Origin of the sequence: Sulfitobacter sp. 1A13421, from assembly GCF_043557285.1 — a bacterium.
Classification (GTDB): Bacteria; Pseudomonadota; Alphaproteobacteria; order Rhodobacterales; family Rhodobacteraceae; genus Sulfitobacter; species Sulfitobacter faviae.
In genome coordinates this window covers 1-13,411 of record NZ_JBIFFQ010000018.1, presented here as the reverse complement: position 1 = coordinate 13,411, position 13,411 = coordinate 1, and the positions used below count along the sequence as shown (strand labels likewise).

Sequence of the window (13,411 nt, the reverse complement as noted above, 5' to 3'; positions counted from 1 at the left end):
GGGCCAGCTACCGAGCGCTCCGATGGGGGTCATTTTTGGATGCCGATAGGGGGTCAAGATTGCCTGCCGATTGACATTCTGCGCCCGCGAACGGGTGTTTTTTTACGTAACGGGCGGTTTCCAGTCATTCGCTGCTTACGCAAACTAATCGTGTAAAGTCGAAGAAGAGGACGTTCAGTGCGGCGATCCAGTTTGTCGATGCGCAATAGCAGCTAACGGGAATCGAGAGCGCTCCATATAGCCGTCAAATCCTGGCGATACTTCGGATCGCGGCCTTGGCGATCTGGTCGAACATCGCACGATCGTCGGAGGATGAAGCAACGATCATGCCGCCTTCCAGCGCCGCGACGATGAGGCAGGACGTGTCTTCGGGGTTTTGAACGCTATGGCGTTGGAACAGGTCAAGCAGCCACATCCTGTTCATTTTGAAGAATGCCTTTGTTTTCTGGTTAACATTCTTGGGAAGCCCGATCGCTTCTGCTCCCATAATTGCGCAAAGACAGATGGTTTCGTCCAAGACAAGCGCTTGAGAGTAGAGCGCAACGTAGCTGTCCAACGCCGTTTGCAAGCTGGCCGTGTCGATCTGTTCAAGTTCCTCTTTGAACTGGCTGGTGTAGCGATCAACCAAAGCTTCGCCCAGGTCGGGTTTGGTCGGAAAGTGATAGTGAACGCTTGCGCTTTTGATGCCTACATCGCTTGCCAAGTCACGGAAGCTCATCGCTGAGAAACCCGCGCCGCGGACACGCTTTTCAGCGGCGTCGAGGATTTTGTCTTTCATTGTCGGTGGCATGCGGGGCTCCTATCTATCATGTGGTAGATAGGTGTTGACAGTAGCGAGGGCAATATCTAACTGAAAGCCTATCGACTGATAGGTAGTTGTGTAGCGCCTCTTCGCGCTGGATCGGAAGGATGTACCATGGACTTGAACGCTAATTTTGATGAACGTGCCGTTGTACATTCGGACAGGGAGCCGTGGATTGCATCCCCGATGAAGGGCGTGGAGCGCCGGATGCTGGACCGGATCGGGGATGAAGTCGCGCGGGCGACGACCATCGTCCGCTATGCGCCGGGCAGCGCGTTTTCGGCGCATACCCATACGGGCGGCGAAGAGTTTCTTGTGCTTGATGGTGTCTTTCAGGATGAACACGGTGACTTCCCGGTTGGCACATACGTGCGCAACCCGCCGACGTCTTCGCATACCCCAAGCTCTGCATCGGGGGCGACGATCTTCGTCAAGCTGTGGCAGTTTGACATGGATGACCGTCAGCAGATCATCATAGACACCACCACCCAGCCCCCGCAGCCAGTGCGTGCGGGTGTTTCAGAAATCCCGCTGTTCAAGGATGTGCGGGAACGGGTGCGGATCGAGCTTTGGGAGCCCAACGTGGCAGTGACGCAGGCTGGCCACAACGGGTTCGAAGCTCTTGTGGTCGAAGGCAGTTTTATCGAAGGCGATGAGGTCTTCGGGGTCAATTCCTGGCTGCGCCTGCCGCCCCACAGGCCGCTGAACGCCGTTTCCGGTCCTGATGGGGCGCGGCTTTGGGGCAAATCCGGCCATCTCGCGGACACGCCAACAGCCCCCAATGCCGGAGGTTGAGATGTCAGACCCACTTGCAATCATTGGCGGGGCGGGGGCCGGTCTTGGGCAGAGCTTGGTGCGCGCCTTTGCTCAGAACGGCTATACCCCCATCGGCCTCAACCGCTCGGTTCCCGATGGCGCGGCGGGCACGACACATGCCGTTGACCTGTCCGACCCCGATCAAATATCCCAAACCGTGTCGGATCTGATCCAAACCCATGGGGCACCAAACCTGGTGGTTCACAACGCGGCGAAGCTGGTGATCGCGGGGTTTGCGGAGACCACGGCTGCACATTTTGAAGCGACATGGCGGGCGATGGTGCTTTCAGCGGCTAACTTGGCCTGCAACGCGTTGCCTGCGATGGTGAAAGGGGGCGGTGGCACCTTCATCGTCACTGGCGCAACAGCGAGCCTCCGCGGTGGCAGGAATTTTGCGGCCTTTGCCTCGGCCAAGGCAGGGTTGCGCGCTTTGACCCAATCGCTGGCGCGCGAATATGGGCCGCAGGGCATCCACGTCGTGCATGTGGTTCTTGACGGAATTGTTGACACGGATGCCAGCCGCGCGCTGCACAGTATGGCCCCTGAACGGATGAAGAAGCCAGCCGATATTGCCCGCACCTATCTGGCGCTGGCGGATCAACATCGGTCCACCTGGACTCATGAGATGGACCTCGGGCCGATGGGAGAGGCGTTCTGATGCAGACCGATGTTCTGATTGTGGGCGGTGGTCTGTCGGGTCTTGCGCTTGCCGACCATCTGGCCCGCCAAGGCCGCGATTTCTTGCTGGTTGAAGCGCAGGACCGCCTGGGCGGGCGCATCCTTACGCAGGAGTTTTCGGGCGGTGCCTTCGACCTTGGGCCTGCGTGGTTCTGGCCGGGCCAGCCGCGCATGGCGGCCCTCGCGGAACGCTTTCAGATCCCTGTGTTTGAGCAGTTCTCGACGGGTGACTTGGTCTATCAAGAGCAAAACGGCACCGTTCAGCGCGGACGCGGCTATGCCTCTATGGAGGGTTCGTACCGCTTGGCAGGAGGTATCGGCTCTGTGGTGTGTGCTTTGGCCAAAGGGTTGAACCCGGCGATGATCATGACCAATACGCGGCTGAGGTCGGTCGACCATTCGGCGGACAACATCGCGGCGCAGGTTGACCATAACGGCCGCACACTGACCATCACGGCAAATAGAATCGTGATGGCCGTGCCGCCCCGGGTCATCGCCGAAACCGTTACCTTTGACCCCACCCTAAATGCGGCCCAAACGCAGGCTTTGCAAAACGTGCCGACCTGGATGGCTGGTCAGGCCAAGATCGTCGCGGTTTACGACCAGCCCTATTGGCGCAATGCCGGGCTGTCCGGCGACGCCATGAGCCAGCAAGGGCCAATGGTCGAAATCCACGATGCTTCGCCAAGGCAGGGCGGTCCCTATGCGCTCTTCGGTTTTGTCGGGGTCCCTGCGGATGCGCGTGCCCAGCACAAAGATGAGATGATGCGTCTCGCGGTGATGCAGCTGACGGCGATGTTCGGTCCGGAAATGGCAGACCCGATGCACCTTGTTTTGCAGGACTGGGCGACCATTCCCCACATCGCGCGCCCACAGGATCGACATCCGATCCGAAGCCACCCCCGCTATGGTTTGCCGACCAACCTGCGTGCCCTGTCAGCACGCGGGATGATATTTGCGTCGACCGAAACCGCCCCGGAATTCGGAGGCTTTCTTGAGGGCGCATTAGAGGCGGCCGAACATGCGGCCAGCACGCTGGCGCTGCACGACCCCATGCAGACCTGATCACCACCCGCCCGCAAGGTTTGGGGCATCCATTAGACAAATTAGAGCACGCGGCGCCAAGCCAATCCAACGGGCATGGTGGCCATACGGATAACATATGATGACTCGGACATTACGCACGATTGAAACCGCCGGGTTCCGGCACAACCTTACGGTGCTGATCCTCGCCCAATCTTTGGGGGCTGCCAGCGGGCCGATTGTAATCTCGCTGGGGGGATTGGTTGGTCAGGACCTTGCAACTGACCCTGCTTTGGCGACCCTTCCGGTCAGCATTTACAATCTTGGACTTGCCCTTGGAACGGTGCCTGCCGCTTGGATCATGCGGCAATACGGGCGGCGCGGTGGTTATCTTCTGGGGGCGATGATCGGCGTGTTTTCGGGATTGGTCGCCGCTGGTGCGATATCCTTTGGGGCGTTCATATTCTTCTGTTTGGGAACGTTTCTGGCGGGGCTCTATGCCTCTTATGTCCAGTCTTACCGTTTCGCAGCTGCCGACGGGCGCGAAGGGGCAGACAGGGGGCGCGCCATTTCATGGGTCATGGTTGGCGGCCTGGTCGCAGCCATTATCGGCCCGCAACTGGTCATTGCCACGCGCGACGCTGTGCCGGGGGTGCCCTTTGCGGGCAGTTTCCTGAGCCAAGCGGCGCTGGCGCTCATCGCGTTTTTTGTTCTGACCCGGTTAAGGCACCGCCAACCTGCGGCCACAGCCGAAACGCCGTCCGATGATGGGGGGCGCACCGTGCTCCAACTTCTGGCGTCGCCGAAATACATGCTTGGGGTCGCCGCTGGCGTGGTGTCTTACGGGCTTATGTCATTCGTCATGACGGCCGCACCGCTGGCGATGGTCGGATGCGGGCATTCGATTGACCACGCGGCATGGGGTATTCAATGGCATGTGCTGGCGATGTTCGCGCCAAGCCTTGTAACGGGCAAGCTGATCGCCCGGTTCGGCAAGGAAAAGGTCACCGCCGCTGGCCTGATCATTATCGGCATTTCAGGTGCTGTTGCGCTGACCGGTTTGGATCTGAGGCATTTCTTTATCTCTCTCATCCTTCTTGGGATCGGATGGAACTTTGGCTTCATCGGGGCCACTGCGATGGTGGCCGCTGCGCATACAGAGGCCGAGCGCGGGCGTGCCCAAGGGCTGAATGATTTCGCCGTCTTCGGCACAGTCGCAGCGCTTTCGTTCTTTTCCGGCGCGTTGATGCAGGCGTCGGGATGGCATCTCATCAATCTCATGATGTTCCCCTTCATTGCCATCGTGCTTGCACCATTGGTCTGGCAAGCGGCGCGACGTTTGTAAGGGCCGCTCCGAAAGGCCTCTGAGATTAACAAAAGAATGCAAACCAAAAGGACAGACTCAACATGCCTAATTTACAAATTCTCATATCAGCGACCCTTGTAGGGATCGTGGGCACGTTGATTTTCGACGCAGTTATGGCCTTTATGGCTCGGTTTTTAGGGTACACGGCCACGAATTGGCGCATGGTCGGGCGCTGGATGGGTCATATGCCCAATGGGCAATTCATTCAGCGCAATTTGAAAGACGCCAAACCGATTCCTGGCGAAAACATTATGGGCTGGTCGTTCCACTACGCCATCGGCATCGGCTATGGAGTACTCTTGGCTTTGATCTGGGGCGCGGATTGGTTTGCTGATCCCCAGCTTGCGCAGCCCATGAGCCTTTCTATTGCTTTGCTTGTCTTGCCGTATTTTATTATGATGCCGGGCATGGGGCTGGGTATCGCAGCGTCGCGGGCACCTTCTCCAATTATTGCCCGCATAAAAAGCGCTTTTGGCCATTCGATATTTGGCCTTGGTCTGTTTACTGCGGCATTGTTGTTAAAGGCGCTTTCCTGAACCGCGCAGCGTTTTTTGTAGAGTGCGATGCGGTAGAGAATAGCCGAACCTTGGACAAGGCTGTCACAGGTTAGCGTCCTTCAGGGTCAGGCTGCGTACAGTCTGAAGGAGGCGCGATGGGTCATCGCGGCGCAGTATTTGGAATGCGTGTCGAAAGTCAGATCTGGGCCGTTCGCGTCGATCGATACAAAGGGCGGAAACCAGACTTTCGCTGCGCTGAGTTCCCGGGCAGGCTATGTGGATAACGGTTGCCGTTCTGCAGATTTCGAGGAGTGGCAACTTTGCGTATCGCGCCAGCAAGTCTCTGTAGGATTGGCCTCTGAGACGACACAGCGCAAGGTTCTTTGCCTTGTGCATGAAGTTTGCAAATTATTCCCAGACAAGACCCGTATATGGTTTCAAGCACCAATGATACGTAGCGAGCTGTCTTTTACGAGTCGCAGCGCGTCATTATCAAAGGCACCCCGTGCAAGGACCCGGTAGCCAACGGTAAGGGCGACCAGCGATTTTGCCGCACTTCCAGCATCAATTGATGCGTCTATTATTTGTGCTTTTTTGCCCTTCTCGATCACCCTGAGAAAGAAATCCTCTAAAGCGCTAAGCGCCCTATCCACGACGGCCTGTATATCCTCGCTATGATTGGGGAACTCCAATGCTGCGTGGATGATCAGGTTACCCTTCTGCTCGCGCTCGGTCACGCTTTGATGAACGACCGTGTCGAAAAGCGACAGGATCGCATCGATCGGATCGGGCTTGGCTTCGAGCTGCGCCAAAGTCTGTGCCTGACGTTCTTCGACAAAGCGGGTCAGGACGGATTTGAATAAATCGTGTTTGTTGCCAAAAGTGGCGTAAAGGCTGCCACGGTTCACGCCCATGGCCTTTACAAGATCGGCAACCGACGTCGCCTCGTACCCCTTGACGGAAAAAACCTCGGCAGCCTTGTCGAGAGTGGCGTCAATTTCAAAACTCTTTTCCCAAGGCATCATCGTGGTCCTTTGTGCGCGCAAAAGCGGTTTGTGCAGCGTCTGCTCTGGCAATCTATCCATGGTTTTCGACAGCGGCGCAAGAGTGTTGACCAATCGTTCCAAACTGATTATGTGGTTTTGAACGATCATTCCAAATTGAGTCGCACCCGCCGTTTGAGTTCGAGAGGTATCCAATGGACCAACTGTTAAAAGAGCTATCACTCATCGGCGGTGTCGCCGCTGTGACCCTCGTTTCTTATCTTGTGATGCGGCGGTCAGGCGCGTCGGGGACGGCCAATGCCAACCGCTTGCTCAGCGGCCTGCTGGGCGCGTTCCTGTTGTTGGGTGGCGTCGCCAAATTCTTTTTGCCCTTCACCGACATGTTTGCGCAGCAAATTGCGCTGAGCCAGCTACCATTTCCGGCGCTATCCGCTTTTGCAGGTCAGGCCGGAGAGATTACCGCCGGGATCATTCTGCTTGGGTATTTTTTCGGATGGCAGCGGTTGCAGGGGCCCATCAGCGATCTGATTTTCGCCCTCACAACACTGCTCATCGTGATCATCATGCTGGTTGCCGTCTACGTGCATTTGCATCCAGCCGTCCCGGCAGAAGTGCTACCATTTCAATCCAAACCACCCGTTCTGACGGTCATCATCATGGCACTTGCGATCCTGAACGGATGGCTGCGCCGTAAAACACGTCTGTCCTGACACCCCAACTTGAAAGGGCTGCTATGCCTACTTCCCACCCAACCCATCGCTCAATCCCGCAGAAAATCGCTATCGTCGCAGCCGTCATGGGCAGTGTTGCCGGAACGCTTACCGGTATCATGACCTGGGCCAATACCGGTTTCTCGGAAATCTTCCTGCCCAATTGGGGGATCTCCTTTCTGAAGGCTGTGTTCGTCCTGTTGCCTTTCGCGTTCTTGCTCATGGGGCTGTTTGACAAACTGTTGTCTCGGATCATGCCGGGGCTGGCGCCGATGAAACTGCGGATCGTGCTTGGGCTTATCATGGCGGTGATCATGCAATCTCTTATGGCAGTGATCACAGCCGGAACCGAAGCAGGCTTCGGTGATATGACGGTTGTGAGAGAGCTTTGGCTTAATGCCTTTATCACGGCCTTTCCTGTTGGGCTTGTCCTGGCCTTGGTGCTGACGACAACTGTGCGCCCTTGGCTTTTGGCCATGTTGCGCGCTTGATGCGTTAATACGGCCCGCCACTGGCTTTGGTGGTGGGCATTCCATTGTTAGGGGGCGCTATGCGCGCAACAACACCTTTTAGCACAAAGCCTGGGCTTCATTATGCCTGGGTCGTTGCTTTTGCCGGGGCTTCAGCAATGATCTGCGGTCTTGGTCTTGCGCGGTTTGCTTTCGGAATGATGTTGCCATCCATGTCAACATCGCTCGGCCTGTCATACGGGCAAGGCGGGGTTCTGGGCTTTGGAAATATGGTGGGCTATCTGGTTGCTGTTTTGCTGGCCCCAATCATCTTACCCCGGCTTGGCACCAGACTGACCGTTACACTCAGCTTGCTCTTAATTGCCCTTTCCATGTTTGGGATGGCGCTGACCCAAAGCTTTGCGACACTCTGCGCCCTGTATATCATCACAGGAATTGGCAGCGGCGGCGTTGTGCTGCCCTCAATGAGCGTCATGTCGCATTGGTTTCTCCCATCGCACCGGGGAGTTGCGGCGGGCCTTGTGATGTCTGGACCGGGGTTCGGCATCATCTTGAGCGGCTTTGTCGTGCCAAGGTTGGCGCCGACCTTCGGGCTGCAATCCTGGCAGGTTGGCTGGATCATCTTTGCTGCTATCTCCACCGCTGTCGCGATGCTGGCTTTCGCTTTGCTGCGCAACCACCCTCTCCAGAAAGCACAGAAACCTTTCGGGCGCGCTCAAGACCACAGCACCCTGCGCGATGCGTTGACTGGGCGGGAGAAGCTGCGCCTGCTGGTGAGTATGGGCCTGATCTTTGCCATCTACGGCGCGGTTTACATGCTCTATGTCACCTTCATCGTAACAAGCATGGTCGACGCATACGGGCTTGATCCGACGGCGGCGGGGACAGTTTGGTCTTCCTTTGGTTTTCTGAGTATCTTTTCGGGCGTATTGTTTGGCGTCATCTCTGACAGGGTTGGGCGACGGCGCGGGCTGGCGATGGCCTTTGCGGTGCTGGCTTTGTCATTTCTTCTGGTGGGCATCGGGACGGACGTAGCAGCTCTCTATATCTCGATCCTTTTGTTTGGGCTGGCGGCCTGGAGTATCCCTGTGATCATGGCGGCCTCGGCGGGCGATTTTTTCGGCACTGCTGGGGCAGCCAATGCGCTGGCGGCGCTGACATTTGCTTTTTCGGGCGGGCAAGCCGCAGGGCCAGTCGTCGCCGGTTTTCTGGCTGAACGCAGCGGTGATTTCAGCGCAAGCTATGCCGTTTCGGGCATCGCTGCCACCTTGGCAATCGCTATGAGCCTGCGTTTGAAAACCTCTGACCGGGGAAGCTGATCAAAGCTTGTACAGGGCAAGCCTCCATACCTATTGGGTAAATCCTGCACCAAGTTCGCGCAGTATCCCGCGCAGCCATTGCTGGGCCGGGTGATTTCCAAGGCGTTTGTGCCAAACCATGTGAACACTGCGCATGGCTTGAGGTGTTTCCAGCGGACAGGGGGAGACGAGTGTTCCAACGTTTCGCTCAAACTCGCGCGCGACGCTGGCCGGACAGGTCAGGATAAGATCGGTCGTCTCCAAAATGAGCGGTGCTGGGCCATAGGTTGGCATCGTATAAACGACGCGGCGCGTGCGGCCGCGGTCCGCCATTGCATCGTCGATCCAGTTTCGGCGTTTCCCTGTTGCGCTGACCAGCAGATGTTCCACAGATGCATATCGGTCCAATCTCGGTGGTTTTCCGACCATCGGATGGCCTTTGCGCATCGTGCAAACCCATTTCTCTTCAAACAAGGGCTCAGATGCGAACCGCTCGGGCGGGTCCGGCCACGCCAGCAGCGCCAGATCGGCGCTCTGGTTATCCAGATATTCCCCGTAGTGAATGCTGGGGGATATGGCTTGCAATGAAACGCCCGGCGCCTCTTGTCGGACGCGGCTGAGCAGTTTTGGGAAAAGAGTGATCGTCGCATAATCAGGCGTGGCAATCGTGAACAGCCGTGTTGCCGTCGCTGGATCAAACGATGCACCATCCAGCGCCATCTGAATTTCATTCAGGGCCGAGCTAATCGGCCCGCTGAGTTCAAGCGCCCAAGCGGTGGGGCGCATGCCCTCGGGCGTCCTGATGAACAACTCATCCCCCAGCCGATCGCGTAGGCGCGTCAGCGCGTTGGAAAATGCTGGTTGCGACAGGCCAATGGTGCGCGCAGCTCGGGTGACATTGCGCTCACGCATAAGCGCATCAAAGGCGACCAACAGGTTCAGATCCAGAGAACGTAAATTCATTTTGTGAATATAGAATGTTCGATCATTCAATTTCAATATGAAAGGCGCATGCCCCATATTCGGGTGGAGCAGCAAACTGCTGCACCATCTGAAAGGAAACAAAATGGGCAAGCTTACCGGAAAGACCGCCGTCATCACCGGCGGCAACAGCGGGATCGGTCTGAGCACCGCCAAGACATTCATCGATGAAGGCGCGCAAGTCGTGATCTTTGGTCGCGATCAGAAGTCACTGGATGATGCTGTGGAAACCTTAGGTGATAACGCCATCGGTGTGCAGGGCAATGTTACGCAAGATGCTGACCTAAAACGTCTTTTCTCCGCAACCAACGACCGCTTTGGCAAGGTAGACATCCTGTTCGCCAATGCCGGTGTCGCGGATTTCGCGCCTGTGGCACAAGCGGGTGAGGACCACTTTGACAAAGTTTTCGATGTGAACGTGAAGGGCGTTTTCAAGACTGTTCAGCACAGTATAGGCGTGCTGAATGACGGCGCGTCGGTGGTGCTGACTACATCAGTGTCGAATACCAAAGGCATGGCAGGTATGTCAGCTTATGCGGCAAGCAAAGCAGTAGTGCGGTCTTTTGCGCGCAGCTTCTCGGGTGAACTGGTGGCACGCGGCATCCGCGTCAACGCAATCTCGCCCGGTCCTGTAGCCACACCGATCTACGCCCGTGCAGGCATGTCAGAAGCCGAGATTGACGCAATGGGCGAAGGCATGGCCGATCAGATCCCGCTTAAACGCTTTGCCGAACCTCGCGAGATCGCGACCGCAGCCCTGTTTCTTGCGTCCGGTGACTCCTCCTATGTGGTTGGCACCGAGCTGGTCGTCGATGGCGGATGGACGCAGGTCTGAAATCTCCTCGACTGGTGGCGGTGGCTTCAACATCACCCAAGGCACCCTCACCATTTTTTACAGCCTACCAAACCAGACAAACCTAAAAAGGAAACAATGATGACTGACTTTACACTTCACGACGAGAATACAGCCCCTGAAGGCAGCAAGGAATTGTTGGCGAAATCCAAAGCAGCCTACGGCATGATCCCCGGCTTGCACGCCGTCATGGCCGAAGCGCCGGGCCTGTTGGAAGCCTATCAGCAGGTCCATGAGCTGTTCGTGAACTCGAGCTTCGACAAGGACGAACTGACTGTCGTCTGGCAGACCATCAATGTTGAAAACGCCTGCCACTACTGTGTTCCTGCCCACACTGGCATCGCCAAGAGCATGGGTGTCGATGACGCGATTACAAATGCGCTACGCGACAACACCGCGCTGCCCAATGCACGACTGGAATCGCTGCGGGACTTCGCGCTGGCTCTGGTGCGCGAGCGTGGAAATCTGGATGACGCAACCGTGCAGACCTTCCTTGATGCAGGCTTTACCAAGCGCAACATCCTTGAGGTGATCCTGGGCTATAGCCAGAAGATCATGTCGAATTACACCAATCATATTGCAGATACGCCGGTCGATAAGCCCTTCCAGAAATTCGCTTGGACGCCCTCTGCATGAACCTTCCCGGGGCTGCGATGCACAGTTTTGCAGCCCCGGATTTCGAGTTTTGTTGCTCCAACCCATTCTTGAAAGGAATTCCCATGACTGATCTTAAATCCGGATTTATTGCGGGCCTCGCTGCAACCGTGGTCCTGTCTGCGATAATGTTGATGAAAGGAGCGGTCGGGGCCTTTCCTGAACTCGACACCATACACATGATCGCAGTCATGCTGGGCGCGCCCGCCTTGGTAGGCTGGATTGGCCATTTCGCTATCGGCACGCTCGCTTGGGGTGGTGGTTTTGCCTTGCTGAATGTCTCGATCCCCGGCGATAAGCAGATCGTGAAGGGTATTCTTTTCGGCATCGCCGCGTGGTTTGGTATGATGGTCGTTATGATGCCAATGGCAGGTGCCGGCCTATTCGGCCTTAACCTGGGGATCGGAATGATGGCTGCTGTCATGACGTTGATACTGCATAACGTGTTTGGTGCAGTCTTGGGGTTGGTTTTTGCCTCATTGCATTCTGAAATTTCCGCGTAACCTATCAGCCACCTTTAGGGGCGAGCATGCATTAAATTTATTGGGCACTTCTCGGGATGGCGGGGTGTTCAGCCGCAACAATACTCGTCAAGCTGTCAACGCGCAGCGGAGAGTTGAATGCCTTCGCTGTTTTGGCTATCGCGACGAGCATCGTGGCTGTTTCGGCGATCGCATATGCAATCTCCAGCGGGGCATTTATCGAATTCTTCCCTGGTGTTGAAAAATATTAGTTTCGTGAGAACTCAAAATCCCCCGCCGCGAGGCGTGCCGGTTCGAGTCCGGCCTTGGGTACCACCTTCTTCGTAAGGTTTTCCGCATGTTTACATGAATGACACCGGTGCTCTGCGCCTTTCGAGCCTGTTCATTCTTCGCGCCAAAACCCTGCGATCACCTCCTGCGCCACCTTGTTCTGCACCGTAAAATCAGTGTCTCCCGCGCCGCCGCCTTCGGGGTCGGTGAACCAACGCCAGATCCAGACGTCACGAATCCCGCGGGCCTTGAGGGCGCGGAGCCAGCGATCCAGCACCTCCGCCTGAAGCGCCATGTCGGCGGGGGCGGCGCGTTCTTCGGCGCTTTCCCATGGGCGGGCGGTCGCGCCTTCGGCGGAGCGGAGGCCGATTTCCGCGATCCAGATGGGTTTTGCATATTTTCGCGCCACGGCGGCGACCCGGTCCAATTCTGCGGTAATGGCGCGGTCCCAATCGGTCGGCGCGTCCGGGGCGCCTAGAACGGGGTAGAGGGATACCGCCACGGCATCCAGTTCGGGCCAGAAGGCGATCTTCTCGGCCTCATCGGCGCCGTGGGCGACATAGGTGAGGCTTCCGCTGAAAAGCGCGCGTATCTCGGCGATGGTCTCGCCCCACTGCGGCGCCCCCGATACGCCGCGCAATTCGGTGCCGAGGACGAGCACGTCGGCGCCGTTGCGCTCTGCCGTGACGGCGATGGCGCGCAGAACCTCTGCGTAGGCGGCGTGCCATGCGTCTGCGCTGTCCGGCTCCGGGGCAATCGCGCCGGCCCAACTTTCGGGCACCCAGACATGGGGTTTGACGATGGCGGCGAGCCACGCGGCGTGCAGCTGCGCGATCCCGGCGGCGATCCTGTCATGGGGCAGCGCATCTCCCATGACGATGGCGCTGGAGCTGGGCGAAGGCTGCCATAGGAAGGGGATCACCGTCGCCGCCGTCGCGCCCGTGTCACGCAGCCGCGCGATGCTTTGGGCGGCGGCGGGGCTGCCGAAGGGGGCGTTCGGCGTCTCGATCAGGTTGAACCCGCGTAGGACGCCACCCGCCTTTCCCGAAAACGCCGCTGTCGCAGTCAAAGCGGTAGAGCCGAGGGCCCAGAGAAGCGTGCGACGGTCGATCATGGGGCTAGGGTAGGATGACTTCCCCTGCCGCACAACGGCATGCTGGCGAAGACGCGTGGTCTTTTGGGCGCTGCCCCGGGCCAAATAACATCAATTTCGCGCAAAATTGGCGCGCCTTTATCTGTCGGACCCGCGCAGAGCCCAGTGACAATTCCCTTTCCCCGGTCGGCCCAAGCGCGTAGGCAGCGCCTACCTTGAAAATCGAGACATATCATGGCGCAGAATGCCACCATCTACAAAGTCGAGCTTTCGGTCTCGGACATGGATCGTCATTATTACGAGACCCATAAGCTGACCATCGCCAAACATCCTTCGGTGTCAATCGGCAGGCAATCTTGACCCCCTATCGGCATCCAAAAATGACCCCCATCGGAGCGCTCGGTAGCTGGCCCG

Annotated in this window: 15 protein-coding genes and 1 pseudogene; 12 read left to right on the top strand and 4 right to left on the bottom strand. The window is 57.6% G+C overall.

The annotated features are described in order from the left end of the window. Positions 1 to 244: 244 nt before the first annotated feature. The gene (locus ACGYLI_RS17965; protein WP_394404089.1) at positions 245 to 778 is read right to left on the bottom strand and encodes a TetR/AcrR family transcriptional regulator; all 534 of its coding nucleotides are present in this window, start codon (positions 776 to 778) and stop codon (positions 245 to 247) included. 138 nt (positions 779 to 916) lie between these two features. Between ACGYLI_RS17965 and ACGYLI_RS17960 the strand changes: the two genes are divergently transcribed. The 5 genes from ACGYLI_RS17960 to ACGYLI_RS17940 all read left to right on the top strand — a co-directional run bounded on the left by ACGYLI_RS17960 (position 917) and on the right by ACGYLI_RS17940 (position 5,221). Beyond that, complete coding sequence (locus tag ACGYLI_RS17960) at positions 917 to 1,597, top strand: cupin domain-containing protein (protein WP_394420158.1); 681 nt, start codon at positions 917 to 919, stop codon at positions 1,595 to 1,597. A 1-nt stretch (position 1,598) separates the two neighbouring features. Then, positions 1,599 to 2,276 carry an SDR family NAD(P)-dependent oxidoreductase gene (locus ACGYLI_RS17955; RefSeq protein ID WP_394420157.1) on the top strand — a complete coding sequence of 226 codons (678 nt, stop codon included), beginning with the start codon at positions 1,599 to 1,601 and terminating at the stop codon, positions 2,274 to 2,276. Further along, positions 2,276 to 3,361, top strand: a complete 1,086-nt coding sequence (locus ACGYLI_RS17950) for a flavin monoamine oxidase family protein (RefSeq protein ID WP_394420156.1) — start codon at positions 2,276 to 2,278, stop codon at positions 3,359 to 3,361. The genes ACGYLI_RS17955 and ACGYLI_RS17950 overlap by 1 nt, the downstream gene beginning before the upstream one ends. A 97-nt stretch (positions 3,362 to 3,458) precedes the next feature. Further along, a complete protein-coding gene (locus ACGYLI_RS17945) occupies positions 3,459 to 4,664 on the top strand; it encodes an MFS transporter (RefSeq protein WP_394420155.1) in 1,206 nt (401 codons plus the stop codon). Between the two features lie 62 nt (positions 4,665 to 4,726). Beyond that, entirely contained in the window at positions 4,727 to 5,221 is a 495-nt protein-coding gene (locus ACGYLI_RS17940; RefSeq protein ID WP_394414366.1) for a DUF2938 family protein, read from the top strand. 398 nt (positions 5,222 to 5,619) lie between these two features. Here ACGYLI_RS17940 and ACGYLI_RS17935 read toward each other — a convergent pair whose 3' ends face one another. Next, positions 5,620 to 6,336, bottom strand: coding sequence for a TetR/AcrR family transcriptional regulator (locus ACGYLI_RS17935; RefSeq protein WP_394420154.1), 717 nt, complete (start codon positions 6,334 to 6,336; stop codon positions 5,620 to 5,622). A gap of 44 nt (positions 6,337 to 6,380) precedes the next feature. Here ACGYLI_RS17935 and ACGYLI_RS17930 point away from each other — a divergent pair, with 44 nt between their 5' ends. From ACGYLI_RS17930 to ACGYLI_RS17920, 3 genes are read left to right on the top strand one after another with little or no spacing between them, the layout of a single operon-like run. Beyond that, entirely contained in the window at positions 6,381 to 6,896 is a 516-nt protein-coding gene (locus ACGYLI_RS17930; RefSeq protein WP_394420153.1) for a hypothetical protein, read from the top strand. Between the two features lie 23 nt (positions 6,897 to 6,919). Next, the gene (locus ACGYLI_RS17925; RefSeq protein ID WP_327565673.1) at positions 6,920 to 7,387 is read left to right on the top strand and encodes a DUF2798 domain-containing protein; all 468 of its coding nucleotides are present in this window, start codon (positions 6,920 to 6,922) and stop codon (positions 7,385 to 7,387) included. A gap of 59 nt (positions 7,388 to 7,446) precedes the next feature. Further along, the gene (locus ACGYLI_RS17920; protein ID WP_394420152.1) at positions 7,447 to 8,685 is read left to right on the top strand and encodes a YbfB/YjiJ family MFS transporter; all 1,239 of its coding nucleotides are present in this window, start codon (positions 7,447 to 7,449) and stop codon (positions 8,683 to 8,685) included. A gap of 30 nt (positions 8,686 to 8,715) precedes the next feature. Here ACGYLI_RS17920 and ACGYLI_RS17915 read toward each other — a convergent pair whose 3' ends face one another. Further along, entirely contained in the window at positions 8,716 to 9,627 is a 912-nt protein-coding gene (locus ACGYLI_RS17915; RefSeq protein ID WP_394420151.1) for a LysR family transcriptional regulator, read from the bottom strand. A 103-nt stretch (positions 9,628 to 9,730) separates the two neighbouring features. Here ACGYLI_RS17915 and ACGYLI_RS17910 point away from each other — a divergent pair, with 103 nt between their 5' ends. From ACGYLI_RS17910 to ACGYLI_RS17900, 3 genes are all read left to right on the top strand, one after another. Next, positions 9,731 to 10,480, top strand: a complete 750-nt coding sequence (locus ACGYLI_RS17910; RefSeq protein WP_394420150.1) for a glucose 1-dehydrogenase — start codon at positions 9,731 to 9,733, stop codon at positions 10,478 to 10,480. A gap of 99 nt (positions 10,481 to 10,579) precedes the next feature. Next, positions 10,580 to 11,134: a carboxymuconolactone decarboxylase family protein gene (locus tag ACGYLI_RS17905; protein WP_394420149.1), complete on the top strand. Its 555-nt coding sequence runs from the start codon at positions 10,580 to 10,582 to the stop codon at positions 11,132 to 11,134. A gap of 83 nt (positions 11,135 to 11,217) precedes the next feature. Beyond that, complete coding sequence (locus ACGYLI_RS17900) at positions 11,218 to 11,655, top strand: DUF6789 family protein (protein ID WP_394420148.1); 438 nt, start codon at positions 11,218 to 11,220, stop codon at positions 11,653 to 11,655. 361 nt (positions 11,656 to 12,016) lie between these two features. On the opposite strand, the gene ACGYLI_RS17895 is transcribed toward ACGYLI_RS17900, so the two are convergent. Beyond that, complete coding sequence (locus ACGYLI_RS17895) at positions 12,017 to 13,018, bottom strand: glycoside hydrolase family 113 (RefSeq protein WP_394420147.1); 1,002 nt, start codon at positions 13,016 to 13,018, stop codon at positions 12,017 to 12,019. Between the two features lie 213 nt (positions 13,019 to 13,231). Between ACGYLI_RS17895 and ACGYLI_RS17890 the strand changes: the two are divergent. After that, a pseudogene (locus ACGYLI_RS17890) lies at positions 13,232 to 13,333 on the top strand (YaeQ family protein); the annotation flags it as partial. Positions 13,334 to 13,411 lie beyond the last annotated feature (78 nt).